General features: G+C 62.0%; 26 protein-coding genes. 4 read left to right on the forward strand and 22 right to left on the reverse strand.

What is annotated here, in order from left to right; translation table 11 throughout:
• Nucleotides 1–7 precede the first annotated feature (7 nt).
• Nucleotides 8–2,479 carry a TonB-dependent receptor gene (locus tag EL2594_RS04195; protein WP_011413813.1) on the reverse strand — a complete coding sequence of 824 codons (2,472 nt, stop codon included), beginning with the start codon at nucleotides 2,477–2,479 and terminating at the stop codon, nucleotides 8–10.
• A gap of 171 nt (nucleotides 2,480–2,650) precedes the next feature.
• Here EL2594_RS04195 and EL2594_RS04200 point away from each other — a divergent pair, with 171 nt between their 5' ends.
• Nucleotides 2,651–3,985, forward strand: coding sequence for an MFS transporter (locus EL2594_RS04200; RefSeq protein WP_011413814.1), 1,335 nt, complete (start codon nucleotides 2,651–2,653; stop codon nucleotides 3,983–3,985).
• A 10-nt stretch (nucleotides 3,986–3,995) separates the two neighbouring features.
• Entirely contained in the window at nucleotides 3,996–5,033 is a 1,038-nt protein-coding gene (locus EL2594_RS04205) for a LacI family DNA-binding transcriptional regulator (protein ID WP_011413815.1), read from the forward strand.
• A gap of 241 nt (nucleotides 5,034–5,274) precedes the next feature.
• Here the strand turns inward: EL2594_RS04205 and EL2594_RS04210 are convergent, their stop codons facing one another.
• On the reverse strand, nucleotides 5,275–7,092 hold the full coding sequence (locus tag EL2594_RS04210; protein WP_233994310.1) for a restriction endonuclease: 1,818 nt from the start codon (nucleotides 7,090–7,092) through the stop codon (nucleotides 5,275–5,277).
• Nucleotides 7,093–7,163: 71 nt separating this feature from the next.
• Between EL2594_RS04210 and EL2594_RS15100 the strand changes: the two genes are divergently transcribed.
• Nucleotides 7,164–7,376 (forward strand): DUF3892 domain-containing protein, encoded by a 213-nt coding sequence (locus tag EL2594_RS15100; RefSeq protein WP_081432280.1) that lies wholly within the window; start codon nucleotides 7,164–7,166, stop codon nucleotides 7,374–7,376.
• 225 nt (nucleotides 7,377–7,601) lie between these two features.
• Here the strand turns inward: EL2594_RS15100 and EL2594_RS04215 are convergent, their stop codons facing one another.
• From EL2594_RS04215 to EL2594_RS15625, 4 genes are all read right to left on the reverse strand, one after another.
• Nucleotides 7,602–8,237, reverse strand: a complete 636-nt coding sequence (locus tag EL2594_RS04215) for a S24 family peptidase (RefSeq protein WP_010412553.1) — start codon at nucleotides 8,235–8,237, stop codon at nucleotides 7,602–7,604.
• 303 nt (nucleotides 8,238–8,540) lie between these two features.
• Nucleotides 8,541–8,732 (reverse strand): DUF6961 family protein, encoded by a 192-nt coding sequence (locus EL2594_RS04220; RefSeq protein WP_010412557.1) that lies wholly within the window; start codon nucleotides 8,730–8,732, stop codon nucleotides 8,541–8,543.
• Nucleotides 8,732–8,863 carry a hypothetical protein gene (locus EL2594_RS15735; RefSeq protein ID WP_267878786.1) on the reverse strand — a complete coding sequence of 44 codons (132 nt, stop codon included), beginning with the start codon at nucleotides 8,861–8,863 and terminating at the stop codon, nucleotides 8,732–8,734. The genes EL2594_RS04220 and EL2594_RS15735 overlap by 1 nt, the downstream gene beginning before the upstream one ends.
• Entirely contained in the window at nucleotides 8,863–9,402 is a 540-nt protein-coding gene (locus tag EL2594_RS15625) for a thermonuclease family protein (protein WP_011413817.1), read from the reverse strand. The genes EL2594_RS15735 and EL2594_RS15625 overlap by 1 nt, the downstream gene beginning before the upstream one ends.
• A gap of 123 nt (nucleotides 9,403–9,525) precedes the next feature.
• On the opposite strand from EL2594_RS15625, the gene EL2594_RS04230 reads away from it, so the two are divergent.
• Nucleotides 9,526–9,735 carry a hypothetical protein gene (locus EL2594_RS04230; RefSeq protein ID WP_010412566.1) on the forward strand — a complete coding sequence of 70 codons (210 nt, stop codon included), beginning with the start codon at nucleotides 9,526–9,528 and terminating at the stop codon, nucleotides 9,733–9,735.
• 1 nt (nucleotide 9,736) lies between these two features.
• Here EL2594_RS04230 and EL2594_RS04235 read toward each other — a convergent pair whose 3' ends face one another.
• From EL2594_RS04235 to EL2594_RS04310, 16 genes are read right to left on the reverse strand one after another with little or no spacing between them, the layout of a single operon-like run.
• A complete protein-coding gene (locus EL2594_RS04235; RefSeq protein WP_011413818.1) occupies nucleotides 9,737–12,439 on the reverse strand; it encodes a conjugal transfer protein TraG N-terminal domain-containing protein in 2,703 nt (900 codons plus the stop codon).
• A 9-nt stretch (nucleotides 12,440–12,448) separates the two neighbouring features.
• On the reverse strand, nucleotides 12,449–13,885 hold the full coding sequence (locus tag EL2594_RS04240) for a conjugal transfer protein TraH (RefSeq protein ID WP_011413819.1): 1,437 nt from the start codon (nucleotides 13,883–13,885) through the stop codon (nucleotides 12,449–12,451).
• Complete coding sequence (locus EL2594_RS04245; protein WP_011413820.1) at nucleotides 13,875–14,687, reverse strand: conjugal transfer protein TraF; 813 nt, start codon at nucleotides 14,685–14,687, stop codon at nucleotides 13,875–13,877. The genes EL2594_RS04240 and EL2594_RS04245 overlap by 11 nt, the downstream gene beginning before the upstream one ends.
• Entirely contained in the window at nucleotides 14,684–16,405 is a 1,722-nt protein-coding gene (locus EL2594_RS04250; RefSeq protein ID WP_011413821.1) for a conjugal transfer protein TraN, read from the reverse strand. Before EL2594_RS04250 ends, EL2594_RS04245 begins: the two co-directional genes overlap by 4 nt.
• The gene (gene trbC / locus EL2594_RS04255) at nucleotides 16,402–17,157 is read right to left on the reverse strand and encodes a type-F conjugative transfer system pilin assembly protein TrbC (protein WP_011413822.1); all 756 of its coding nucleotides are present in this window, start codon (nucleotides 17,155–17,157) and stop codon (nucleotides 16,402–16,404) included. The genes EL2594_RS04250 and trbC overlap by 4 nt, the downstream gene beginning before the upstream one ends.
• Nucleotides 17,154–18,167 (reverse strand): conjugal transfer pilus assembly protein TraU, encoded by a 1,014-nt coding sequence (gene traU, locus EL2594_RS04260; RefSeq protein WP_011413823.1) that lies wholly within the window; start codon nucleotides 18,165–18,167, stop codon nucleotides 17,154–17,156. The genes trbC and traU overlap by 4 nt, the downstream gene beginning before the upstream one ends.
• A complete protein-coding gene (gene traW, locus EL2594_RS04265; RefSeq protein ID WP_011413824.1) occupies nucleotides 18,164–18,796 on the reverse strand; it encodes a type-F conjugative transfer system protein TraW in 633 nt (210 codons plus the stop codon). Before traW ends, traU begins: the two co-directional genes overlap by 4 nt.
• On the reverse strand, nucleotides 18,796–19,302 hold the full coding sequence (locus EL2594_RS04270; protein ID WP_007163820.1) for a S26 family signal peptidase: 507 nt from the start codon (nucleotides 19,300–19,302) through the stop codon (nucleotides 18,796–18,798). Before EL2594_RS04270 ends, traW begins: the two co-directional genes overlap by 1 nt.
• Nucleotides 19,299–19,679, reverse strand: coding sequence for a TrbI F-type domain-containing protein (locus EL2594_RS04275; RefSeq protein ID WP_041685066.1), 381 nt, complete (start codon nucleotides 19,677–19,679; stop codon nucleotides 19,299–19,301). Before EL2594_RS04275 ends, EL2594_RS04270 begins: the two co-directional genes overlap by 4 nt.
• A complete protein-coding gene (locus EL2594_RS04280) occupies nucleotides 19,672–20,079 on the reverse strand; it encodes a hypothetical protein (RefSeq protein ID WP_011413826.1) in 408 nt (135 codons plus the stop codon). Before EL2594_RS04280 ends, EL2594_RS04275 begins: the two co-directional genes overlap by 8 nt.
• On the reverse strand, nucleotides 20,076–22,625 hold the full coding sequence (gene traC, locus EL2594_RS04285) for a type IV secretion system protein TraC (protein ID WP_011413827.1): 2,550 nt from the start codon (nucleotides 22,623–22,625) through the stop codon (nucleotides 20,076–20,078). The genes EL2594_RS04280 and traC overlap by 4 nt, the downstream gene beginning before the upstream one ends.
• The gene (locus EL2594_RS04290) at nucleotides 22,622–23,158 is read right to left on the reverse strand and encodes a hypothetical protein (RefSeq protein WP_011413828.1); all 537 of its coding nucleotides are present in this window, start codon (nucleotides 23,156–23,158) and stop codon (nucleotides 22,622–22,624) included. The genes traC and EL2594_RS04290 overlap by 4 nt, the downstream gene beginning before the upstream one ends.
• A 44-nt stretch (nucleotides 23,159–23,202) precedes the next feature.
• On the reverse strand, nucleotides 23,203–24,081 hold the full coding sequence (locus EL2594_RS04295) for a DsbC family protein (protein ID WP_011413829.1): 879 nt from the start codon (nucleotides 24,079–24,081) through the stop codon (nucleotides 23,203–23,205).
• Nucleotides 24,078–25,361: a TraB/VirB10 family protein gene (locus EL2594_RS04300; protein ID WP_011413830.1), complete on the reverse strand. Its 1,284-nt coding sequence runs from the start codon at nucleotides 25,359–25,361 to the stop codon at nucleotides 24,078–24,080. Before EL2594_RS04300 ends, EL2594_RS04295 begins: the two co-directional genes overlap by 4 nt.
• The gene (locus tag EL2594_RS04305) at nucleotides 25,361–26,116 is read right to left on the reverse strand and encodes a type-F conjugative transfer system secretin TraK (RefSeq protein WP_011413831.1); all 756 of its coding nucleotides are present in this window, start codon (nucleotides 26,114–26,116) and stop codon (nucleotides 25,361–25,363) included. Before EL2594_RS04305 ends, EL2594_RS04300 begins: the two co-directional genes overlap by 1 nt.
• Nucleotides 26,113–26,682: a type IV conjugative transfer system protein TraE gene (locus tag EL2594_RS04310; RefSeq protein ID WP_011413832.1), complete on the reverse strand. Its 570-nt coding sequence runs from the start codon at nucleotides 26,680–26,682 to the stop codon at nucleotides 26,113–26,115. The genes EL2594_RS04305 and EL2594_RS04310 overlap by 4 nt, the downstream gene beginning before the upstream one ends.
• Nucleotides 26,683–26,688: the final 6 nt, after the last annotated feature.

A 26,688-nucleotide genomic window follows, 5' to 3' on the forward strand; every position in this document is an offset into this window, starting at 1 on the left:
TCATCGATCAGAAATCGATGCGCACCGATGCAGAAATCGTGCGTCCTGCAATCGAGCGGGCACGAACGATGCCGTTGCCCGGGATCGCCCCTTCTTCAGCCTCGGTGTAACCGAAGACGTTGAAGAGGTTGTTGGCATTCAGCGCCACTTCCAGCCGCTCCAGCGGACGGAAGGCAAGGAATGCGTTAACCTGGGTGTAGCCCGGCAATTCCAGCAGGTTGTTGTCCTGCGTGAAGCTGTCGGTCGTTCCGATCATGTTGGCACCAACGGTGAAAGTGTCGTTCTCGTACTGCGCAGTGGCTTGGTAGACGAGATCGGCCTGACGACGCGGGGTGTTGCCGATAACCGCCGGGTTGAGCGCATCCTTGATCTCTGCATCGGTCCATGTAGCACCAGCCGAGATTGAGAAAGGACCAACCGAATACGAGCCTTCCAGCTCCAGACCAAACGCTTCATACTGAGTGTCGGTCAGGACCAGCGGAGCGATTTCCACGTTGGTTTCCGACGTCTCCGCGAAGAAGCCGGTGGCATAGACCCGGAAGCCGCCGCCCTGGTACTTGAGGCCAGCTTCGAGCTGGTTGACGTCGGCGATGACGCCGCTGTCACCACCCGGCGTGTCACCGTCGACCACGCTGACTGCTGGCGAAAACAAGCTGCGGTCAGCAGTGTGACGACCACCCTGGCTGTAGCGTGCGAAGATCGAAAGATCATCGGTCAGAAGATAGTTCGCGCCGAGCGAGAATGAGAAGTAGCCGAAATCATAGTTGACCGGGCGCGAGGCATTCAGAGGCAGGACACTGGTCTGCGCCTCAGCCGGATCGATGACCATATCGTTGTTGAAATCGAACGAGGTCAGGCCGTTTCCGAAACCGCTGTCCGAACCGGTGATGGTCCCCGAAGCATCGCCGAAGTCATAGCGGATGCTGCCGTCGATGGTCAGGCGGTCAAATTCCAGCGTGAGCGATGCGAAAGGCGCATAAGTGTCGTAGCTGACGTCGTAGTTGCGACGGCAGCAATTGCCAAAGAAGCTCGCACCAAAGCCAACGACACCGCCCTGTGTAACAGTGTTGCCACCTGCATCGACAATGTCGACCAGAACGGAGTTGCCATCGCCCTCAACGGTCTGGACGAACGAGGTCCAGAGCCAGTCGGTGTCGACTTCCTGACGCGACATGTAAAAGCCGGTTTGGAACGTGGCCGAGCCACCGCCAAAGTCGAAATCCTTGGTCAGACGAAGGTCGTTGGTGATGTTGTCGAGGTCGTTCAGACGCGTGTTGAACAGAACGACATTGGTCAGGAGACCGTTCCCGCCAATCGAAGCCGGGTTGGCGACCTGACCTGCATTCGGCCCGGTCGCAAACACAATGCTCGAACCAGCGCCGCCGATGCCGTCGGCAATCGACTGCGCAGTGCCAGCACTGGCCGGGAAGGGCGAGACGAAGCTGCCCGAATTATCGGCAAAGCGGAAACGGTTCGTCAGCGTCCAGCCGGGTGCGAACTCGACTTCGGCCTCGACGCCGAAAGCTTTGCTTTGCACCGACAGACCGTCGTGGAAGTCGAAGCTCGCGACATTGTTGGCACCGTCGAGCGTGACGGCCGTGTTGATAAAGCGGCTGTAGAGCGAGTCCGTACGCGGATCGAAACCTGGGATTGCATTGTAGTCGGGGCTGCCATTGGTGCCGCCGACAAACACCGGCTGCGGCAGGATCGTCGGCGTGCTGTCGTCGAGATACTTGCCGTAGAAACGGATGTAGCCGCCATCGAATTCTTTGGTGATGTTGGCTTTGATCTGGCCGCCGTTGCTGCCGTTGTAGCCGATGTCACGCGCACCTTCGCCGGTGCGATAAAAACCGCCAACATGGAAGTAGAGGTCATCGCCAAGCGGAGCGCCATAGTCGAAATCGAGGCGATAGGTCTCGAAGTCGAGCCCGACAGTGCCCTGGATCGCGCCGCCTTCGGACTGGCCCGTCTTCGAAATGAAGTTGATGATGCCGCCGGGCGAGTTTGACGCGAAAGTCGAGGCCGAACCACCACGGATGGCTTCGACACGCCCGACGTTGCGATCTGCGCGGACAAAATTGTCGGCGTTGCCGAAGATGATGTCGCCGAATTCAAGAACCGGAAGGCCATCTTCCTGCAACTGGATATAGCGAGCACCCCCGGTCGAAACCGGCAGGCCGCGGACCGCAATATTGGCATTGCCTTCACCACCGGACGCTTCAGAACGAATGCCGGGGATCTGACGGATAAGATCAGCTGAAGACCGCGGGTTCAGATCCGAAATGGACTCGGCATCGAGCGAACTGACCGAAACCGAGCTTTCAAGGCGATTCTGCCCCCGGGCAACGCCAGTTACGATGATTACGTTGTCTTCGAGCAGCGGCTCGCCGTCGGCAGCCGGGGTGTCGTCCTGCGCGATTGCCGGGGTTGAAAAGGCACTCAGCGCGACGCCGAAGGCCAATGCGTGACGAAATTTCATAGCACTTCTCTCCTGATCTCTCGCACCATCTTTGCGCGATTCGCAATAATGCATACGGTCAATGCAAACGATTGCAACCCATTTTTTGCAATCGTTTGCAATCCAGCAAGAATTGTGTCACGAAACTGCAACGGCGCGTCCGACAGAGACGTGAGTGAGAGGAAATTCCTGATGCAGACCACCACGAAACCGCGGCTTTCGCTGCTGCGAATCATCGAAATGAATATCGGCTTTTTCGGGCTGCAATTCAGCTTTGGCCTGCAGCAAGCCAACATGGGCCCGATCTACGGCTTCCTTGGCGCGGACGAAGCTACCATGCCGCTTTTGTGGTTGGCAGGTCCGATGACGGGTCTGATCATTCAGCCGATTGTCGGAGCGATGAGCGACCGAACAAATTCGCGTTACGGACGCCGTACTCCCTACTTCCTGATTGGCGCGATCATTTGCACGATCAGCCTGTTTCTCATGCCCTATTCCTCGGCGCTCTGGATGGCCGCGTCGCTGCTGTGGATTCTCGATGCGGGCAACAACATCACCATGGAACCTTATCGCGCTTATGTCGCCGACCGGCTCGTTCCCGAACAACGCTCGGTCGGATTCCTTACACAGAGCGCATTCACGGGTCTGGCGCAGACCCTGTCCTATCTCGCCCCTACTCTGCTCACCGCATTCGTGGCGCAGGATGTCCTGGACGACAACGGTATCCCGGTCATTGTCCGCATCGCCTTTATCATTGGTGCCATCCTTTCGATTTCGACGATTGTCTGGTCGGTTTGGCGGGTACCCGAGCTACCGATGACCGATGACGAGAAAGAGCTGCTTCGCGAAAAGCCGCTCACGGTGAAGGCCACGATGACGGAGATCGTCGACGCTATCCGAGATATGCCCAAACCGATGAAGCAATTGGCAGTTGCGATGCTGTGTCAGTGGTATGCCATGTTCGCCTATTGGCAGTATGTGACCTTCGCAGTCGGGCGCGCGATCTACGATACCAGCGATCCTTCAAGCGCTGCATTCCGCGAGGCGACCCTCACCACCCAGCAGGCGGGCGCGCTTTACAATTTCATCGCCTTCCTTGGCGCTCTTGCGCTCATTCCAATCGTCGCGAGACTCGGTGCACGCATGGTTCATGCGGGCTGCTTGACTGCGTCGGGGATTGCCATGCTGATGCTACCTGGTGTCGAAACGCCTGCAGGCCTCTTTGTCCTTATGCTGGGCATAGGGATTGGCTGGGCCGGAATGATGGGTAACACCTATGTAATGCTGGCCGACTCCATCCCTGCTGAACGCAACGGCATCTACATGGGCATCTTCAACCTGTTCATCGTTATTCCGATGCTGATCCAGACGCTCACCATGCCGCTGATTTACAACCCCATCCTGGGCGGCGATCCTCGTAACGTCCTGATGCTGGGCGGAGCTCTGATGCTAGTCGGAGCCATTGCTACCTTGTTCGTTGATGCAGGACATCGCGTCCCGCGCGAACAAAAGCTCATGGCAGGATAGAGACAGCAGCATGACAGATCCCAAGCCAACCGACCGGGCCGATGCCGCCAAGCCAGTCCGCACGATCACGGATCTGGCGCGCATAGCTGGCGTGTCGGCAGGAACTGTCTCGCGAGCGCTGTCAGGCAACAGTCTGGTCAACACCAAGACCCGCGAGAAGATCGAAGCCATTGCGCGCGAACATGGCTTTCGTCCGAACCAGATGGCCAGCCGACTACGCCGGCAAAAGACCGGTGTCATTGGCGTGGCCATCCCGCTGGGTCACGACGTCCAACAACAGATTTCCGACACTTTCTTCATGACCCTGCTCGGCTTTCTTGCCGACGAGCTGACTGCCAAGGGTTATGACCTGATGCTGCGCCGCGTCGTGCCGAGCAATGACGAGGACTGGCTGGATCGCTTCATCGGTTCCGGCATGATCGACGGCGTCGTCGTGATCGGACAATCCGACCAGTTCGAGCGGATCGAGGAGGTGGCTGACGGCTACCTGCCCATGGTCGTGTGGGGAAACCACCAGGAAGGCCAAAGGCATTGCGTCGTCGGCACCGATAACCGGCTGGGCGGAAAGCTCGCGGCTGAACGCCTGATCGCGGCTGGCGCCACGAGCTTGGCATTTCTTGGTGACACCGACCCCATCGAGTTCGCAGCCCGGTTTGGCGGGGCCAAGGAAGTTGCGGACAAGCGCAACGTGCCGATACGTGCGTTGCCAACGCATCTTTCGCCCGGCCAGGTTTCGTCCGAGATCGCAGCGCATCTCGAAGTGATCCAGCATGAAGCCGATGGGGTATTTGCTGCGACTGATACGATCGCCGCCACTTGCCTGCAGGAGATGCGAACCAAGGGCATCGTTGTGCCAAATCACGTCAAACTTGTCGGGTTCGACGATTTGCCTATCGCCAGCCAGACAATGCCGCCCCTGACCACAATCAAACAGGACATTGCGGCTGGCGCGAAGGGACTGGTCGACCTGTTGCTGCGCCGGATGGCGGGCGAAGATACTGAAAGCCTTGTCCTGCCTCCCCATCTGGTGGCGAGGCAGACGGCTTAGCTCTTAGCGGTATCTTGGACCGCGCCCGCCCCTGGGAGTCGCCTATGGAGGCAGCGGCGGGATAACAGATCACTGTCGGCTCGACTCGCCAGAAGATCGATCCCGCTCACCTTCTCCGAAATTGAAATAATATCTGACTTCTATCCAAACAGCGCATAACCGGACAGTCTCCTTCCGGCCCACATTCCGGCACGGCGATTGAGCCATTCTGAGCACAGACGCCAGCGGTCTTGAAACTTTTTCAACCCAAAGCCTCTCTCGCCTCTGCCAAATCGATCCGCGCGTCATAGGAATGCTTGCGGAGCAGGTGCAATAGGTTCGCTCCGTTCAGAAGAGAAAGCGGCTTCGCGGTCGCGAACTTATGTGCATCAGGACCGAAATCCGATGTTGTCACTAGAATTCCCTTGGTGGCTCCTTCATTCATTACGGTGCCATATAAGTCGCGGACCGCCGCAACGCCGACAGTCCGAGTGTACCGCTTGGCCTGGATAACAATCTTGCCGCCACTGATTGGGTCGGGGTCGAATGCGATCGCATCGACACCCTCATCCCGGCTCGACTGAGTGACCTTGACCTCCCCCCCTCGCGAATTGAATTCCTTCTCGAACAACTCGCGGATCAGGTGTTCGAAGTCTTCCCAGTCCATCGCTGCCAAGTTGACCGAAGCATCGAGCGTATCGGCAATCTCGCGGCCATCGACGAAGCGGCGGTCGCTTTTGTCGATCGTGATAATTGGTGGGATAGGTGCCAGCGCCGCCAAGGAAGCAGCGGAAACGCCGCTCAGCGCCTTGAAGCAGGCCTTGGGCTCGACACGGGCAAGATCAACCTTTTCGAACTCTGCTCGCGAGCACAAAACGGAGAGGATGCAGTTGCGGTTCGAGAGTCCGTTGGCGGGGTTAATGGCGGTGACGAAGCCATTGAACGCGACGTTCTCGATGTTTTGGAAATCATCTGCTTCGAGAACCTCGTGAATGCTCCGCAAGGCAATCTGGTAGATCGTGTCTTCGAAAAGATCCTTCTTAGCTCTGGCGGCCAGCGGGGTTTCTTTTAGCTCGCCGGTTGCTCGGACGAACCGGACGGACTTCACGGTCGGGAGATCGTCGGGGTTCGGCATTTCGTACTCGACCAGCAAAGTCTTGTCTTGGGATCGATAATCGAGGACGAATTCCTTCTCGATGAGGCCGTGATAGTTCGAGGCCTCCAGAACGAGAGAAGCGTGTTCCATCACCGCCTCTTCGTGTCCCTCTCGCAGGGATCCAATCAGCTCTTCAATCGCCCGGTTATGTTCTGCAACCTCTTTATCATGCGCCGCCTTGTCCTCAGCATGTTTGGCCAGGAATGCGGACCTTTCCATCTCGTAGGCGACAATTGACTTATCGTGCGCATCCTTCCGCGCCGCTTCGCGTCGTTGCCATTCCTCCATTCGAACAGCGTGTGTCTCCTCAGCTTGCTGAATGAGGCTCGCCTTCTTGCCGAACAATGTGTCCCAGAAGGTGATCTTCGGCTCCTCGTAAGCCGGCGCATTTTCACGTTCCAGTTGCGGACGCGCTCTGTCGAATTTGTCGGAACGCCCGAAGGCATCATTCCTGCGAAGTTCGTCCCAATCTACCGTGTCGTCGATCCCGAGCGTGTGCGACAAGATATTCGAGAGCTGGTCACGTTCGAGTTCAGCCTGCACCGTGAGGCGTTCCGCTTCGGCTTTGCCGTCAGCGAACATCGTTTTCACGTTGTGCTTGTCGGTCTTCTCGTCCCATGATGCCAGAAGCGCATTCGCTTTCTCCTGCAGAATGGACAAGTCCGGGGCCCCAAGCTCGCGGTGAAGATTCAAGGTTCGATGGCGAAAGTCGATGTAGTAGCGGAGGATACGATCGCCGCGCGCGCTCCATTTGACGTTGAGATCACCCACCGAAATGTCGCTGAGATATCGGCTTTCGACTGTTATACCTGCCATGATGCCCCCTTCAATCAACTGGTATTCGCTAGCGCGGTCAAACCTGCTTTTCAGATCACGCCATTCAGAATTTAATGTCCATGTTGCGCCCACTTGAGAAATTCTCATCGTTCGACACGGTATTGACCTTTGGTCCGCGCTACTGATTCAATATTGGAATTCTGAGAGAGGTAAAGCGGATGACAAAAATCAAAGGTAAGAATGACGGTCCCGGCGGTCGCAACGAGCACTATGACATCGGAAACCGAAAGAACGTTCCACGGCGCAACGCTGTAGCGGAGGTCAAACGCGGCGACCATCCCGGTGCGCACGTGATAAAGATCAACGGCCGCGAGTATGTGCGTGACAACCCGGACAACTCGAAAAAGGATAACGTAAATCGGGATAGGTGATCGTTGCTTGGTGCGTGTTCTACCCTGCGGCCAGCCCGCTCAATCCGATGCGTGCTCCTGACGATGGGGCGTGCGTAACTAGCTCACCCATACTCTCGTCTATGTAAATGCCTCGCACCCTCTGGCGCACTGATCGCGCGGGTAGAACGTTCGGCGGCTTCCTGCTGTGCAAGTGTGCGATTGTTTGTGTGGACCACTGCCGCGATCCATGCGCGGAATCTCCCGCTACAAGGCGCGGCCAAACCAGATGACGCGGCCAACCACATGTACTTCAGACCGGTCCATGTCGTACCAAGTTGGGTAGGCTGGATTGTCGCTGGCAATTGTGATCTGCCGACCACCTGGTTTGATCGCGATACGCTTCACGACGAGGGCATCATCAGAGCGAAGGACATAAATCCCATCACGCAATCGCGATCCATGATCTGATGCATCGACCAGGACCTCGTCACCATCGCTGAGAGTGGGCTCCATCGAGTCACCCTTTACCCCAACGATCGACAGGCTGGCGCTCTTGGCCGAAGTCAGGTGCCGCAGCCACCGCTCATCGAACCCAAACCGGGTGTGTGCAGTCTCACTAGCAGCTACCGCGCCAAAGCCGGCGGATGCCTCCACATCGAGTACGGGGATCTCGACCATGCCATCGGTGACCGGGTTTGCCGGACCACCGAGCACTTGCTCGTCGACACCGAAGAAGCAGGCGAGCGTCTTTCGGTCTTCGTCATCGAGCTTTCTCGGAGACCCGCGCTTGATGAATTGCTGCACATAGGCAGGGTTGCGGCCGAGCAGCCGCGATATCGACGCGTAGCCATATCCGCTCTTGAGGATCAGCCGGTCGAGCTCCTCCCTCACATGTTCCATTCGCCTGTCCTTCGAATCTCAATCGTAGGAATTTTCCTAGACTCGCGGATATGATCCTACTAAGAACATACCAAGAACACAAGGGATTTGCGAGTCGGAGCGAAAGGGTCATGACCTTGCTAGAACGGATCGAAAAGCATTTGAAAGATAATCATATTTCGGCGACACGCTTCGGTAGGCGCGCAGTCGGTGATCCTCGATTCGTACTCGACCTCCGGCAAGGGCGAAGGCCGCGTCGACGAACGCTGGAGCGACTGGAAGCCTATCTGCAGTCAGTTGAGGCTGGAGATCCCAACGGTTCCATCAGGAACGGGACTTGCGCTCAACAAGTTGCTTATAGCGACGGGCAACATCTTGCCAAAGTCTTGCCCCGTCCGGCTCGCCGACCTGGCTTAGCTGATCGATCTTCGACGCAATGAATTCACCTCCGGCGTCGCCATGGTGTTTATCCACCCACAGCGCCATGCCCCAAAGCTCCTGATCACGGGTGAGCATCAGAAGAGTGACCTAATTCCTGCGATGAGCATGAGGACAATCGGAATACCCAGCAGCCATGCTTCGAGCTTCAATTCCCATTCCCGCTCGTTGCTCGGCAACGGATCATCGCTGTCGGGCCAGTCGCGCATCAGCACCACGGATCCCTGCGTCCGGACCAAGTTCGTGCGAGGCCTTCTGCGACCAACTGGTCGCCGATCGAGCGGCCATCGCGGATCAAAACCCGGAGCTTACGACCATATTGGTCTTCATCTCGATTGCCGATTGGAACTGCAGAGAACTCTCCCTGATTGAGCAGAACCACCAACCTGTCACGTGCCTTTATGCCGAGATCGTATTCGTAATCGCATCTTGGCTGCGAGATTTCCGGAGTGTCGATATCCGCGATCCTGATCTTCAAGCCTTCAAGCCAGATAGTGTCACCATCGACAACGCAGGTGCGCCTGACCATGCCGCAAACGGCAAAGCTGTGCGTGGTTCGTGCCTCAGCGCTTGCCGAGCCAAAAGGCCAGTAGATGCCTAAGACGCCGGCCAGAATTCCAACGAGCAATCCTCCGGCAACAAGCAGCGCCAGGCCGCGCAGTTTGCCTTGCTTCTGTCGGGAAACTCCTGCGCGAAAATCGAAGACATTATTCTCAGGTGATCTTCCTGCCATGCCACCTTCTTTCATTTCCGGACCTTCACGCCAAGACACCGTGCTCGCTTTCCCGATGATTTTCGGCTAGTTTCTCTGCAACGCGAGGGGGCGGCCTAGAGGGGAGAGTGCAGACTTGCTCCAGAAGGAGAATGAGCGATGAGCGATCCAGACAACACTCCCAATGGCAGCAAGCAGGACTGGGAAGGCTTTCGGGAGGTCGACCGGGCCATCGCCGAGGATCGTCTGTCCAAGTATTCAGTCCAAAAAGCATGGGCTGATCCCTGGGAAAGGAAGGCTTTGTATCTCACCGCCTTCGTCATCGCATGCTTCGTAATCTATGTGATCATCTACGACGGACTGATTTGAGCTACCATCCTTTCACATCGTCCGCGGCTTCGGCCGAGGCTCCTTTGGCATCGCGGGTCTTTCCGTCGAGGTAGCCCTTTACGGAACCGATCCTCTGTGCTCCCCGTTGCTGGACTCGATCGACATCGCGGGCGATGTTTTCTCGTTCGCTGGATGGGGTGCTCAGGCTTCCCGGCACACCTCCAAGCCGCACCGATCCCCGGACGCTTTCCGCACTACTCACCGAGGGCCGAGCGACGGGCGCAGAGGACGGCAGGACCAGGTCACCTGAGATCTCGGCATTTAGCTGGTCCGCATAGCTTTCGACGAACCGCGCCTGGAGCTGCTGGCCGCGCGCGCTCATCTGGAAGTCGATGTCGTCAAAGCGGACGGGACCGTAGTAGTCCCGGTTAGCCTCGATCTCTGCCATGCCCCATTCGCGATAAGCTTGGCTGAGGTTGAGAGTGCCTGCGGCATTGGCACTTTCGTACCAGCTTGCCTGGTTCTCGAGGCGGCTGGCGATCTCCTCGGCTCGGCGCGCTTCACGCGTATAGCTTTGCGCCTCTGTGATCGAGGTAGTGATGCCTGCCGAGCTGCTGGACACCAGTGCTTCCGAACTAGAGCTCGTCTCGCGCAAGAAACCTTCCCGCGTGCTAGACCAACTACGGCTGTCGGAGAGCTGGCGCAGCGCACCTGTAATGCGTGAGCGGTCTTCTGAAGCGATCCCGATATCGCTATCGGTCCAACTCTGGTTGCGTCCCCCTTTGATCCCACCTGAACCTGTAAATATGCGACCTTCCTTCTTCGCACCGATCCCTGCATCGCCGTTCAAGAACCAGGATACAGTGATGTCGTCGGCGGCACGGCGCGAGAGCCCGAATTGCTGCTGGAGTGTCTTCGAGGCGTTGTCGACCTCGCTGAATGCGCTGCCGATGCTGTCGCTCGTTGACGTGCCACTGACGCTCTCGTTCGAGCGCGAGCGGGTGTAGGCATCGCGCAGCTCGCTGAAGCGGGTGACAGCCGAACTCGTCGATTGTTGGGCAAGGTTCGAAAATGTCTCGCTCTGGCCGCGGCTCTGGCTCGCCATGGTCGCAAGTCGGCTCGAGAAGTCCCGCCCGAGTGTCGGGGTGAACGGATAGCTCGAGGTCGGCACGGTGGCGAATTCGGCTTGAGGGAAGCCGGTGGTCTGGGTGCCGTTTTCGCCCGTCGCTCGCGTCTGCGCGGCGCCGTAGCCAATGTTGGGCGCGAGGCTGGCTTGCGCAAACTGGCGCGAAAACACGTTCGAGTTCTCAAGGCTGGTATTGCCGAGCGAAACATTGCCGGTGCTCGCTTCGCGCGCCGCCTCTTCTGCCGCGTTCTGGCTCGGGTTGAGGTAGCTCGTTGCCTGTCCCGATATTGCGAGCGCGCCCCTGGCGACCCCGCCGGCAAGGAACGGGATCGATGCAACGAGGTAACCGGCCAGGATACCGATATCGTTGTTGACGTCGGTCATGCCTGAGAAGGTCGCTAGGCTGAGACCGGCTGCGCCGCCCGCTGCCGCCACATCGCTCGCGCCCTTGAGCATCAGGATCATGTGCAGGATGACGAACAGCGGTCCCCAGGCGGCGAGATAGAAGAACCCCGTGACGTATCCTCTGAGCGCGATCGGTCCGGTCTTGGGCATCAGGAACAGCGGAAAGAGCACCGGAAAGAGCGCGTAGAATACGACCGTCAGGACGACATTGAGGATCGGGACCCACTTCATCGCGTTGTGCGCGATCGAGGAATAGGTCCTTTCGGTCTGGATATCGGCGCGAGTCTGAGCGAACACATCGACGCTCGATGCGCCGCTTGCTCCGGCGAAGCCATGCATCGCCTGGTTCATGGCGTTAATGGTCAGAACCTGGCGGAAGATGCTGCTTGCATCCTTCGAGACGCCAGTGAGGTACTGATAGGCAATCGGCAGGTCGGCGATGAGCTTGGCCTTCGCGAGCGTTTCGGTCTGCCGGGGGTAGAGCTGGCGTCCGGCGACCTGTGTCATCTCATCGATAAGCCCGGCCCACTGGTTGGAGAGCGCAGTATAGGCTTCGCGGCAGGTGATGATCGAGGCCGTGACGCTATCATCCGCCTGCCGGGTGACGAAGCGCTGTGCACGCGCGGCGCTGCCAGGCGCGATGGTCGCCCAGATATCGTTGCTCTCCGACAATTCCTTCATCGAATAGCGGCCGAGGAGCAGGTCGTAGAACACGCATTGCTGCACATGCTCGTCGAAATTGGCGGCAAACTCGGGATCGGCAATGCGCAGCGAGCGTGTCGCTTCGAGCAGGCGCGCGCCGTAAATCATGCCGTTCTTCGAATAGTTGAGATCGTCGGGAAGGCCAAAGACGAGCTCTGCGGAACGGGTAAGGTAGTCGCCCGCCTGGCTGGTAAAGCTTGCCATCAGGGCAAGACCGAGCGGGACATTGGCGACTGTCGCCGGAGCGAGGCTCGGATTGACACGGTCGGTGACCTGCACATCCATGCGCGGCACCATCAGGCACATGTAAATGAGTGTCGCGCCGAGGAACCAGTTGAGCCAGGCGCGCCAGTCCTGATTGAACGCGACGACAATGACCGCAAGCGCCATCCCCATGACCAGCGCCACCTGGATCAGGCTCTTGTAGCCACCGGCCCCGGTCCACGAGGCGACGGCGTTCAAGACATTGACGATGTATTCGCCGCCGCCGGTTGTGAAGATCTCGACCATGTAGCGGCCTCAGGGGATAATGGAGCGCGACTGGAGCCCGCGCGACCAGTCGAGCGCTGCGGACATCGAGGGCGACATCGAAGCGGCGAGGGCGTTCTCGATCATCGCGGTCTTCTCGATGATCTGCATGATCGCCGAGACCTTGGCCTGTCCGGTAGCCTGCCTCTGGACCAGGCCAGAACGCACTTCGGCGACCTGGCCGCGCCAGATCGCAAGCTTGGCTTCATCGGCGGCGATGAAGCTTGCCATCGAACGCCCGGCTTCGGACACGATCCGGTCGAGGATGGCATAGAGCAGGTCGATGCTGGCGATCTCGGCGAGCGTGTCGCGATCGTCGGTCGGCATTCCGCGCCCATAGGCAGCCTGGACGGTAAGGATCTTGTATAAGGGGATAGAGGCCACCTGCAGCAGTTCCTTTTCGGCATTGCCGATCGCGGTGTCGGCCCGGATCGCATCGACCATGTTCCCGATCAGGAGCGCGACCCGCGGGCGGATGGCCTTTGCATTCGATAGGCTCATCTGCTCGAAGGTGGGACTGAAGCAGAGATCGGTCTCGTCGCAGCGGAAAACGCGCACGGTCTGCCCCTGCGTCCCGTCTAGGAGCGCGCTTACGAGCGTCGAGGACGCGTCGCCCGCGAACGGCACGAATTTGCCGGGTTCATCATCCTTGGGTGGCACGTAGATGACCGTGCCAATCAGCGTCATGGCGTACTCGGCGAGTTCGCGGTCGAAGGTACCGCCGGGATTGAAGAAGGCGCTCTTCTTGAGGACGTGCCAGGTGTAGTTGCGCGCGACGCCCGGATTGACGTCGGCGTAGTCGGTGCCGCCGCCTTCGTTGGTTGACGCGCGCTGGCCGCGCGTGCCGCAGCCGTGTTTGGCGGCCGCATAGTCGGTGAAAATGCCTTCGGAATTCCCGATGGCTTCGCAGATCGCCTTGTCGGCGAGATCGCCCTTGGGCCACAGGCCGCCGACCAGCCCCTGCGCCATTTCGCAGGAGTTGATCGAGAGATTGTTCATGAGTTGAGCCTTCTGCGAAAACTCCTGCATGATCTTGTTGCACTCGGGACAGACGGTGTCGATCGCGAGGCTGAAAGCAAAGCCGACCGCGTTGTTGGCGACGGCTTTCAGGAGCGCGACCATCTCGCTCGCATTGATGAACGAAAAGGACCCGGCAAAGATATCGATGCCCCCGCAGCCCGCCCTTGCGCGCGGCAGCTGGAGATTGGCGATGTTGGTCGTCTTCTGAGGGAAGCGCGTCCAGACATTGCCGAGGCTGTAATAGCCTGCCGACTGGCCTTCGAAGGCGGTCGGGCCGGTGACATTCGCCGCCGCCCCCATGTCGTCTATGAAGCGGTCCATGCTGTCGCCAACATTCGCGGCGACCGGTGAGGCAACCATGCTGGCGGTGGCGAGGGTCAATGCCGCATTGCGGATGCTAGTAATCATGTCCGGCTTCCTTGGAGGTGAGAAGGTAGATGCGGTCCTGCAGCTCGTCGGCCGAGAGCACGCCGTAGCCGATCGGAATCGGGCGTTTGGTCACGCTGTCCCACAGCACCAGAGCGGGGGTGGCTTTGCCTTCGAGACCAAGCTTGCCGCGCTGGTTCGTCTCGACCCGATAGTCGGGAAAATGCCGGGATGAACCGCCATCGGTGGAGATCGCGCGCACGGTGATCCGCCATCGGTCGGCGACGCCCTTCACGATCGGGCTCATCACTTCGCACGGTCCGCAGGTCGAACTGAAGAAATAGAAAAGGCCGTAGCGCTGCGAGAGCGTTGCCATGACGTGATCGCGCTCCGCGCTGCGGGCATCCTGCCACTGCTTCTTGGCGACCGCTCCGACGGGGCGTTCAAGCGTGTAGTCGAGGTCCGGGTCCTGCCAGATCGCCCGCTGCCAGACATCGGAGAACAGCGAGGCGCGGTCGAGCTGCGCGCGCTGGAAGCGGATATAGGCCGCGACATTGGCCTCGGTCGGATAGAGGATCGCGCGCGCCTTGAGTTCGCGAAGCTCGGAGGTGATCGCGTCGAGTTCTTGGCTGGCCGCGACCTGCTCGGCTTCAGGCTGTTGTGGCTCTTCAATGGGAGCGGGCTTCACGCAGTAGAACCAGTAGCCGAGCCTGCGCTCTTCGCAGTAGAGCGCGTCTGCCGAGGTGGTCGATCTTGTGTCCCGCCGCTCCTGCGCCTGGGCCAGAGTGGCGGGCAGGGCAGCGATGCCGAGCGCGAGCGCCGTGAGGTGATGCAGATGGGTCATTGGCCGCCCCTTGCGTAATAATCTTCGATTTTCTGCTGGATGAGGATGCTGGTCTCGAGTTCGTCGGGCAGCCGTGCGGCATCTGTGAACTCGGCATAGACCTCGCTGAAATCCATCCGGCTGAGGTCGAGCCGGGCAAACTCGTCGAGAGTGAACCCCTCACATTGTTCTTCTTTGGGCTTGTCCCATGGCTTGGGGAGCTGCTTACGGCCCTGTTCCTGCAGGATCCGCGACAGCTTGCTCTCGAAACAGCAATAGACCTTCTTCTTCGTCAGGCAGACGCCAAGGAACTTGTCCGAACAATAGGTCCCGACATAGGCGCACAGTCCCTGCGCATCGCGTTCGTGGAGCAGCACTTCCTCGCGGCTGCAGCCGAGTGCGACCAGCAGGCTGATTCCGGGGATGAGCGGGAAGCCCTTGCCCTTGCAGCAGTTGAGGACGCCGAAGACCTTGGACGAGCAGGTGTTGCGCGTGCCGCGGAACAGCGTCAGCGTGTTCGGATCGAACTGGCCGCGCGCCTCGTCCATGGCGTGCAATGCGACCGCCGCATCCTTGAACTCATCATTGGCGGTGCGCTCGATCGTCTCGCAGCTGCCATCAATGCAATAGACATCGCCATCGCAGACATACTGGGTGGAGATGTCCGTACCGGGCAGGGGACATTCGTAGATGCGCTCCCAGGTCTCGCAGGGCATCTCGTCGGTGAGGCATTCCTCGCCGATGAACCGGCAGGTGCCCTGGCTTTCGATATCCGAACAGTCGCTCGCCGCCTCGCGCGATGTGCAGGTGTAGCTGCGCTGCCATTCCCAGCAGGGCCGCGTAACCGAGACACCGTCGATCACGCGGGTCTGCGGATCGGCATCGGTGCAGATCTCATTGTCGAGTGTGCAATCGCCATTATCGGCAAATCCGATGCACTGGCTCTCGTCGGAAAAGGTATCGATCGAGTTGTCCGTGGTCACCGCATAGGGCGTGTAGCGCGCATCCGGAGTGTCGCATGTGATTTCAGCGATGGGATCGCCAGGTTCGGTGCAGTATCTATAGAACTGGTCCTCCCGCCACTGGAGGCAGGGTCCGGGCCGATACCCGGTGATCCGGCACGACCCCCCATCGAATGCCGAGCACCAGGGATATCCATAGACTGTGCTCGTCTCATTGCAGAGATAGTGCCATTGCTGGCGCCGGGTCACGCTGGCAACGAGCGGCACCGCGCACTGACCCACCGACTGGTCGATCCGCGTGCCAGAGTTGCATGTAGCGGTGTAGGTCCCAGCCGATCCGGACCCGGTCGGCAGCGGCACGCAATTACCCTGGCCACCCGAGATTGCCATGCCGCTGGTGTAGTCGAGCGGGGTCTCGTTGATGGCGAGGCTGCGCGCAATAACGTCCTCGATCTCACTTGGATCGAAGCGCGCGCGATTGGCCACGCTGTCGCGCATCGCCCGATAGCCCTGGTGTCCGGTAGCAGCGGCGGCCGCATTGCTCTCGATCCGCTCGGGAGCGTCGGCGAGCGTTTCCAGGTTTCGCACGGCGTTGCGGTCGTAGTTGGGCAGGTTTGCTGCATTGGGCTGCGATTTGGCAGCTTCTTGCGCTTCGCCGCGCAGGCTTTCGCCAAAGGCCTTGCCATCGGCCCGCGCGTCCTGCTGCTGCGCGGAAAGGGGCGCGGCGACGGCGAGAAGACCGAGCAGTCCTATGCGAAGCGATTGTATGAGCCTCATGGCCGTTCTCCTTCGAGCCTGCGGGAATGGAGGCGCGCGAGCTGCGCTCCCGGACCGCCTCCCGAAGCGAAGGTGTCGAGCACTTCGGCCACGCTGATATTGCCGGCAATGCGGTCGTGCGGCGGCAAGACGTCTTTGCAGTCGAACCCGTCGCAGGGGCTGAAATCGCTCGCGATCATCACGAAGCTCGGGGCAACCTTGATATCGAACGCGCGGAACAGGCGCGGGTCGATCCCGAGCGCGCCGGCCTCATCGCCATCGCTCCAGATTGCGGCGATGCGCTTCTTGAAGCGCGCGCTGTCGCCTTGCGGGAAACCGCGCAGCACGGTGACGCCGCCGGCCCTCGAGACATCGCGAACCAGCGCCTTCAATGAGGGCTCGGGCATTGCCAATGAGGCAAAAGCGATGAACCGGGGCGTGTCGCCCATCGCTGCCACTTCCGCGTCGGCCTGGGCGCGGATCATGCCATCGAGATCGAGCGGCCCGGCATTCGCGGTCGCCTGCGCAGTCTCGGCATAGCCTGCGCGATTGTCGAAAGCCGTTTGCTGCGCGGCGCGCGCGTCTTCTGCGAGGGTATCCGCTTTTGTCCTGACCGACGTGGCGAGCGCCTCGGCGTCGACGGCATGTTCGGCCGCTCGCGCGCGGATCTCAGCGAGGTCAAGGTCGGGTCCGGCATCCTGCGCAGAAGCGGCGGCAAATCCGGCAGCGATCACGAGGCTCAGGCCAACGAGTATGGGGAAAGCGTTTCTCATAGCGCGCAGCAATTCCTCTTGCGCCAGACGAGGTATCCCATGTCTTCGCCGATCGCGGGGATGACCTGTCCGGGGGACTGGAAGGTGGTGGATGCACCGATGGGCGGGCAGGCGTAGCGGCCCTTGGTCGCCGGGTTGGGGCTGGTGGCCTGGAAGCGGTATTGCTGCTTCCTCATCACCGGCATCAGGTACTTGCCGCACAGGCCCTTCGACCCCATCGTCCCCCATGAGACGAGCTCGCGGTGGAGCTTGTAGGCGAAGCGCGAGAGCACGAGCCGCGAGGCCTGGACGTGTCCGATCGAGGCCGAGACGTTGCCGTTCATCGGGTACATCGACCCTTGGCAGCCCGCGCACCAGAACATCTCGTCGAGCGGCAGGTTCGCGGTCGCTGCAGCACAATCCGCCGCGCACGCGGCAAGCGCCAGCGGGTTGGCAAACAGCACGGCCTCGGGATTGATGATCGCGGTGAGCTCGCTGTCCTGCCACAGCGGATCGATCTCGGAGATGTAGAGGATGTCGATCGAACCCGGCTCGAGGCACAGAAAATCGGCGACGATCTCCATCCAGTAGATCAGCGGATAGGCATACCAGTGGACGTGCCAGCTCGAATAATACTGGCTGGCGCCGCCCACGGCCGAAGGACCCGAGATCGAGCGGAAGCCGACATCAAAGCCGGGATCGAGCTTCATGCCGCCGAGGTTCACGAAGCACCAAGGCTTCATGCTGACATCGGCGAGCCGGACCGGCTCCCAGAACCCCATCGCGATGCCGGGCCGAAGACCGCACAGGCACAGCGGGAAATCGGGGTTGTCCGGATCGGGACGATTGCTCGGCCAGATTTCGAGCCCGCCGATCGAGATCGGGAACAGGCACGACCAGCAGATGTCGGTGATCGGATTGACGAATTGCCCGGTGCACTTGCCCGGACCGGCATCGGCCGAAGCGGGTGATGCGAAGACCAGCGACAGCATCGCCGTGAAAAGCACGAGGAAGGCGCGGATTCCGGTCATGGCTGTGCCTTCCGGCGCGGCAGCGCAATCTCGCTGACTTCGAGGAAGCGCCCGTTCTGGCGCACCCGCGCGGGAACAGCCTTGATACCGAATTTTTGCGTCAGCTTGCCGCCCTGGTCGAAATAGAAGCGGCGTTGACGGGCCTTCATCAGCTCGAGCGGTGCGCCTTTCACGAGGATCAGCTTGGCATTGGCGTCCTGCCTCAGCGCCCAGGCGATCTGCGCAGGGTCGTCGCCGTCGAGAAACAGGAGGTCGGAGCGCAGCTTGACGCTGTCGAGCGGATTGACCCGGGTTCCGGCGGCATGGATCAGCTCGCCTTTTGCGCCCCGGATATCGGCAGCAAGCGCGATTGTCGGATCGAACGCCCAGCTGCGGCTTGCGCTTGCGCGAATGAGGCCGGCAACCGGATCGGGTCGGTTGACGCGTGCGATCGTGCGACGCTTGAGTTCCTCGTTGAGCCGCGCGGTCTCGCCCGACTTTTCCATCTGCGCGAGGCGCGTATGAATCTGTTCGAGCAGGTCGCGCTCGATCACAGGGAAGACCGCGCCGCGCTGGCCGTAGTCTCGTGCCTGCAGGCTGGCAGGGAGCATGGCGAGGAGAAGCGCGCCAATCGGAAGGAAAGAGCGCATCACAGGATTGCCCTCCCGCTGCCGAGGATCTGCCCGCGGCAGACGAAGCCGATTTCCCCGTAGCGGCTGTCTAGCCCGCGTGGATGGTCGGTTCCGGTGTAGTAGCAACCTTCCGGTATTGCGCCTTCGGGACCGCGCGTGAGCGGCACGCCAAGGCGGGTGACCTCGAGCAGGCTCGCGACCTGCTTTCCGTCGATGAAGACCGCATCGCCCTCGTGGCGCACGACATCGCCCGGCATGCCAAGCACGTGCTTGCCGAACATCTGCGGTTCCTTTCCGAAATGCCTTTCGACGAGTTCGCTTTGCGGCGGCTCAAAGAAGATCAGGCTGCCGCGTTCGATCGGCGCGCGCTTGTCGAGCCAGAACGCCCAGTTTGGCAGGCTCGGGCTCGCATTGATGAGGAAAGCGTGGTCCTTGCTGAAGGCATCGAGCGGCGCCCATGCGAGCGGCAGCAGGACCAGCCCCGAGAGCAGCAGCGAACGGCGGATCGAGCGGGGCAGGCTCATGGCTGGATCTCCCCTGCGAGCTTGTCCGCGATGCGCTGCTCGAGTTCGGAGGTTGCGTCTTCGGCAGCGCCCGCGAGCACGGCCTCGGCAACCAGCACCACGCGGCCGTCATGGCCCATGTCGGCAACGGCGCTTTCGGCGGCCTTGAGGTAGGCAAGGCTAGCCGCCTGGACGACCGCCGGATCGGCATCGGCGCGCGCGGCTTCCTCGACGAATGTCCCGATGGTCTCGGCGAGCCGGACCGTGACGATCCGCTGCTCTGGCGAGCTGGTGACCTGCTGCGTAATCCACGCACCCCACAGGAGCGCGGCAACGAGCAAGGCTACGGCGAGGAGTTTCGGGCCCAGCTGGCTAAGTGGGAGGTTCAGTCTATCCATGGCGGGGAGATCCTTCGGCGAGGCGGCGATCGAGGCGGCGCAGGAAAGCCGGCAATCGCAGCAGGGCGAGGCCGCCGGCTGCGATGAGGAATGCGATCTGGAGGTCCTGGGCAAAGAAGCGGCGCGCGACCGGTTCAGCGGTGCGGTAATGGTCGGCAAGATTGCCGATCTGCGCGAACAGCGCCGTCAGGTCCCATCCAGCGATGAGAAGGAACACGAACAGCGGCAGGCCGAGGACCAGCAGCAGCGTGCTCGCCGCGAAGCTTGCCGTTTCGATCAGCACCAGGCAGGTGCCCTGGGACAGCGCCAGCCAGTCGATCACACGGTGCTTGTCGCGGGCTTGTCTGACTGACGGAAGCGGCACGCGATCTATGAGCGTGGTGGTCTCGAGCACCATCATGCGCCTCCTTCCACACCTGCGACCAGCGCGACTGCGCGCTCGAGCGGCATGCCGTTTTCGACATGGCGGCGGATCGCGGCATAGGTGTCAGGATCGGAGGAGAAGATGGTTGCCGAGAGTGGGTCGAGCACCAGGCGTCCAACGGCTTCCATCTCGGGACCTTTGAGGTAGATCTCGCTGTACTCGGTGCCCGAGCGCTTGAGGCTGCGGATCAGCGTCTCGGTCCGGTCGTCCATGTCGAGCCGGGCCTCCTTGCGGAAATCGGCGATGGTCTCGGGCTTCTGTTGGAGCACCAGCATCCAGTCGCTGTTTTCGAGCGCGGCGCGCGCACCATCGGACTTGTAGTAGTCGTTCAAGGACTGGGTCGCGGTCGCAAGCGCGCCGCCATATTTGCGCGCGGTGCGGGCATAGGTCTCGACGAACTCGCCCATCGAACCGCCCTTGAGCATCGCCCAGGCCTCGTCGATCAGCAGCAGCTTCTTGGTCGAGCGCGACGAGCGCGTCATCGCCTGACCGGTCATGAACATGATTGCCGAGAGGACAACGCTTCGAAGCTCCTCGCGGGACGCGAGGTCGCTCATCTCGAAGACGGTGAAATCGTCTTCGAGCGCGAAACTCGCTTTCCCCGAGAAGAACCCGGCATAGCTGCCACCGCGGCAGAAGGGCGCGATCGCTGTGGCGAGATCCTTGCCCGCCTCGTTCTCGCTCTGATGGAGCGCATGCGCGACGTCGTCGATCGCCCCGCCGCTGCCGAGCGCTTCCCACACCTGCGTCACCGCGCGGTCGATCAGCCCGCGCTCCGTGTCCGAAGGCGCGGCGCTTGGCCGCGCCATCTGGCCAACGATGGCCTTGATCATGGCGAAGCAGTCGAGCCGGTAATCCTCGTCTTCATGCGCGCGCGCATCGTCGACCATCGAGAAGGGGTTGAGCGAGAATCCCGAGGCGAGCGTGAACTCGACGAAGCGGCCGCCCTGTAACTTGACCGAATGCTCAAAACTGCGTCCGTCGTCGATCACCACGACCTTGGCGCCCGCGCCGCGCAGCGCGGCGCACAGCTCCTGCAGCAGCACCGACTTGCCCGAGCCCGACTTTCCGCAGATCGCGATGTTGTGGTTGCCCGCCGCGTTCTCGAAGGGCGACCAGAAGAAGGGCTGGCCGCGCCGTCCGAGGAGCAGCAGGTGCGGGATCGTCCCGCCGAGATACTCGCCCTGCAGGGGGGCGATATTGGCCGCGGTGGTCGAGAGCATGGTCCGGAAGCGTTTGAGCCGCGCAAGGTCGTGGACCAGACCATCGGCGAGGCTCAACGGGAACGAGGCGACGAGGCCCTGGAGCTGGAGGAAGCGCTCGTCGGCAAGGTCCCATCCGGCCGCCTTGTAGATCGCCTTGACCGTGCGCTCATGCGCATCGCCTTCGCCGAGCGGCGAGATCGTGGTGAGACCATAGAACAGCTTGACGAGCTTCTTGCCCGCCTGGAGTTCGGCCTGGACGTGTCTCCATTCGGCCGATTGCTCGCCAAGCCTAGGGAGGAAGCGCGCGCTCTTCGTTTCCGAAAGGCTGGTGGTGCGCATGAACTTGTAGCCGGCGCGCGCCGAGGCGGCCTCCTGGTCGGGATAGTGCAGGCACAGCATTGTCGCGGCGGGACAGGGAAAGCGCAGCTTGTCAGTAAACATGTCGCCGATGAGCCGCGCGCATTCCCACGGTGCCCAGCGCTCAGGGGTAGAGCGCACGCCGTAATGGCGCACATCGAAGCGGTCGGGATAGCATTCACCTACCTGAGGCACGCCATCTCGCGAGCGCCCGGTCTCGCGGAAGCGCTCGGTGCGCAAGATAAGCCGGTCGTCCTCGACCTCGAGTTCGATATCGCGGCGGATGGCCTGCGCGTCGAGCGTGTCCTCGCGGTTCCAGTGGGTGAGATCGGGTTCGCGCGCTGTCGTCGGCGAGGTGAGTTCGTCGACCAGTGCGAGCAGGCCTGCGGGCTCGAGCCTGTTCGATGCAAGGCCGAGCGAGTTCAGCATCCCCGCCATCCCGTCGCGGCATTCGGTGAGTTCTGCATCGGTCACGTTTCCGGGCACCGGAACGCCCAGCGACAGCACGAGACGCACATGGCGCGCATGAAACGGCGCGTGTGCCGAGCCCGACTTCCAGACGAGATCGTAGAGCCGGTTGGTGCGGGCCTTCGCGATCGCTTCGTAGATCCCGCCCTGCTCGTAGCGCGGCGCGAACCAGGGGCCGACGATGGCGCCGATGCGCGGAGACGCGAAGTTCAGCACCTGCAAACAGGCGCCTTGCGGCAGGCTCTCGGAGAAGAACTGCCCGAGGATTTCACCGGTGCGCTCATCGGCGCCGATGAGCGGGGTGACTTCGAGAATGAAGCCCTTCGAGTGCGCGTTCCGGTAGAGCCCCGGGCCCTCGTCATAGATGCGGTACGGAAGCCAGTCCGACAGCATGTCGAGCGCGAAACGCGGCTGCGCATGGTCGGCTTTCTTCGCATCGCCGAACAGGCCAGCGAGGAGCGCGTCGCGCGCAGAGGATAGCGAGAGGTTCACTTGGGCTCTCCTTCGGGCAGAACAGGGTGGGGCACCTGGCCGGGGGAGGGGGAACGACCAGGTGCCCCGGGGTCCGGCGCTTTGGCACCGGGCAGCTCCGTCAGATCCTGTGAGGGGATGACCAGGACATCGGGAGGCTGCTGGGGGGAGGGATTGGAATGCTGGAATGGACGTGCTTCTGCGGCGGCGGGCGGCGGGCCTTCCGCTTCAGCCGGGCGCGCCAGTGCGCGCAGAACGTCGCCGGTCGAACGCGGCGCGCGCCAGCGCTCGGCAGCGCGATCGGGCAGCACGACATGAACGACCCGGGCCTCGTGGATGCGGCCCGCCTCGTCGCGGTAGCCCGCAACGACGATCCGCAATTCGCGATCACCGACCCCGTGCGCTCGCGCAGAGGCATGACCGGACCGTTCTGCCTGTGAAGCGCGGGTGGCGGCATCGTCGATCATCGAGGTTGGCGCGCAGCTTCCCTCCGGCGCGCGGCAGGAAAAGTCGCCCTTGACGTTGCCGCCAAGCGTCGCGCAGCTGGCGATCATCAAGGAGAGGGTTGCCGTCGCTCCGACACGGGTCACACGGCCGCTCATTGCTTCAATCCGGTCTTGGCATTGGCAAATGCGCGCAGTGTCTTTGCATCGCGGTAGCCGTGCAGCACCGCACCGTCGCGCGCTCTGACGATCACCGGGGTTCCGGCAAAGCCGTTGGCCTGTGCAAAGGCTTCGTTGGCATCGAGCGCAGCTGCTTTCTTGCAGGCAGCGCGCGGTTCGAGGTGCTTGCCGGTGTAGGCGGCATGGAGCGCCCCGACCGGATCGGCGGCGCACAGCACCGCCTCGGACATGCGGCGGCTCGATGCGCCGAAGATCGAGATCGGCCGCTCCTCGACAAGGACGCCTGCCTTCTCGAGTTCGCCGGTGAGCCGCTTGCAGTAGCCGCACTGGAAATCCGAGAAGACAACCAGCTTCGGCCCCTTGGGATTGCCCCACAGGATCGCGCCTACTGCGGGCAAGACTTTGAGATCGACATGCGTCGCGGCCCGCCTGTCGCGGGGTTCTGCAACGTCGTGCCGACCGGCAGTGTCCTCGCCGGCAGCGCGGGCTGCGCCGGCGGCGAGCAGGTCGGGATTGAGTTCAAGCAGGCGCGCGGCGGTTACGTCGCGCCGCTCCTCCATGTCGTAGAGCCGCCCGACGAAGAGGTAGCGTGCCGCTTCGTCGATGTAGAACAGCGTCTCTCCCGAGACGACCTCGCACCACGGCGCGAATGTCTTGCAATCGAGCGCGTCGATCGGTGTCTTGGGCAGACGAAGCTTGAGCGCTTCAACCACATTCTGCGTGATCGCGGCCTGCGCCGGCATGGCGGTCACTACCGCGACACCGCTTGTAAGGAGGGCTGCTGCGCTGGCGGCGGCGAGCGATATGTGCGCGGCGCGCGCCTTGAGGCCGGGCCGCTGGTTCGAGTAGTTCATTGGGGTGTGCTCCTGACATGGACGCCGTCGAGAAAGACGATCTCGACTGCGATGCCGGTCGGCATCTCGACGACGGGTTGGTACTGTTCTGCGCGTTCGATGAGGTATTTGCTGACCGTGTCGGCGGCTTCGCCCGCGCCCTGGCCGAGGCCGCCTGCGAGAATGTCGGTCGGCGAGAGCGCGTCGCGCCTGCCGTCGCTGCCGACAGGCTGCGCAAAGATGCCGTTGGCATTGGCCGAGAAGCCGCGTCCGAACCCGCCGACGATCCCGGCGAGCAGCGCCTGGCTGACGAGGCTGCCTTCGCGGCTGACGACATTGCCGCGAACGCCCGACTTGCCGGCAAAGGCGATGAACCCCTTGACCTCGCTCACCGCAAAGCGTCCGCCCGGTTGCGCACAGGTCATGCGCACAAGCTTGACGTAAACCTTCTCGGCCGAGAGATCGCCGCGCGCCGCGCCGTTGACGAGGCAGCCGGTGAGATCGGTGGTGAGAAGCTTGTTGCCCTGCAGCACCGAGCGCGCCGGACCGGTGATCCGCAGCACCACGGGCAGCGGATCGCTCTGGCTGGTAACGCCCGTCGAGGCGTCGACCCCGACGATCACGGTGGCAGGTGCATAGCTGTTGGGCGGCAGGTAATCGCGGCTTGCCTCGAGCAGCAGCGTCGGCGCGCTTTCGATTGCCTTGGTCTTGGCGGCGCCCGGCTTGTCGGATGAGAAACTCAGCAGGCTTGCCTTGGGTTCGCTGGGTGGCTCGAGCGCTCCGGGAGGGAAGCCCGGAGCCCGCGGATCGGCTGAGGGAACCGGCGTAACTGGGGGATTGGCGCGCACCGTCTCGAGTTCCGAGCGCAAGGCGGCGTTCTCGGCCGAGATCGCATCGATCGCCGCCTGACCGTCGCTCAGCATCCGCGCGTTTTCGCCGCGCAATGTCTCGAGCTCCTGCTCGATCGAGGCCTTGGGAAGCTGGCTTTCCTGCAGGTCCTTGATCGCGCGGCCCTGCGCATCAAGACGGTTGCCATAAGTGGCGACGAATTCGCGCTGCGAGAGATTGCGATTGACCAGCGCGCCGGTCTCGATCGTGGTCGCGCCCGCGCCGCCGGCGCCGGCTTCATCCTCGCCGCCGAAGATGAACATCGAACCGGAGATGAGTGCCACCCCGCCGATGCCGGCGAGCAGCAGCTTCTGGCGCTGCGCGACCGTGCGGTTGAGATTGCGCCGGGCTTCGCCGCGCGTCTCGTCCTTGGGCGCTGCGGCGGGCGTATCGTGTCTGTCGGTATCGGCCATTATTCGAGCCCTCCCTTCGCAAAGACGAGGAAGGCCTGCGTGCTCTCGCCGGGCTGGAGACTGTCGCGGCCATAGGCAAAGGCCAGCGCCCCGGCGGGCGCCTCGCGTTCACCGGCAAGGTCGACGGGCATCGGGCCGAGATTGCGCAGGGTGAAGGCCTGACCGATCAGCTCGGCACCTTCATATTCGGCGACCTGCTGCACTTCGAGGCTGTCGGTGCGGCGTGGTCGCGAGAGTTCGGCGCGCGCCCGGAAGCCCGGCAGAACACCGTCGCTCGCCATCGCCTCGATCAGGCGGATCGCGGCTTCGTCGCGCGTCGCTGCATAGCCTTCCCATTCGCTCGCCTGGGACTTGGCGAGCGCGGGATTGGTGACGAAGAGCTGGCTCGCTTCCTCGCCATCGACGCGGCAGGCGAACTTATAGACATAGCCCGCGCTGCTGGTCGCGAAGAAGCTGACTCTGGCGCTCGCATATTGCAGCGGCACCGAGACATAAATGTCGCCGCGCACCGGTTCGTGGGTCACCTCGAAATCGTTGTAGGGATAGCCGCTCGCCATCTTCGAGACATTGGCGAAACCATCCTCGATGAGGGCGATACGGGTCAGCGCGCCGCGCGCGAGCACGCAATCGATCGCGGCGCCATCAGCGGCCTCGACGAACTGGTCGGCATGTGCCGGTGAAGCGTAGGCGGCCGTGGCGATTGCCAGCGCAACGCTGGTCAGCGCGGCGGGGAAGGGGCGGGATAGGAGTGTCATGGGTTCTCCTCCTCGGTTTCGGTTGGGAGCTGGCGGAAGCCGGTGAGGCCGAGGCTGAGGCCGCGGCGGTTCCAGCTGAATTCGAAGCTGCGCTGCTGGCTCGCGATCACCTGCGCGCCGACAAAGGTCTTGAGCGTTCCGGTGACGGTCGCGGTGAGCGCCTGCGGGTCGACCTCCATCCGCGAGATGACGAAGGCCTGGCTGATGTCCGAGCCGCGTTGCTCGTCGACGATCTTGACGAGCTCGGCCTTGAGGCGGCCGTGCGCAGAGGGATCTGCCACCTTCAGGACCTGTTCCATCCAGTAGTCGAGGCTCTCGGGTGCGCGATTGAGCAGCATCAGCGCGGTGTCGCGGGTGACAAGCTCGAGGTAGTGCGCATCGGTCGCGCCGCTGCCGAGCGTCAGGCGCTCGCTCGTGACAGGCACGAGGATCATGCTTTCCTCGCGCGTTGCCGCCGCGCCGACCGCCAGCAGGCTGGTAAGGCCGAGAACGGATGCCAGCGCGGCAAAGCGGTTACGCTGCTTGAGGTGACGCTGCGCTTCCTCGTAGGCGAATTCGTGTTTCATGGATGT

This window comes from Erythrobacter litoralis HTCC2594, from assembly GCF_000013005.1.
GTDB classification, from domain to species: domain Bacteria; phylum Pseudomonadota; class Alphaproteobacteria; order Sphingomonadales; family Sphingomonadaceae; genus Parerythrobacter; species Parerythrobacter litoralis_A.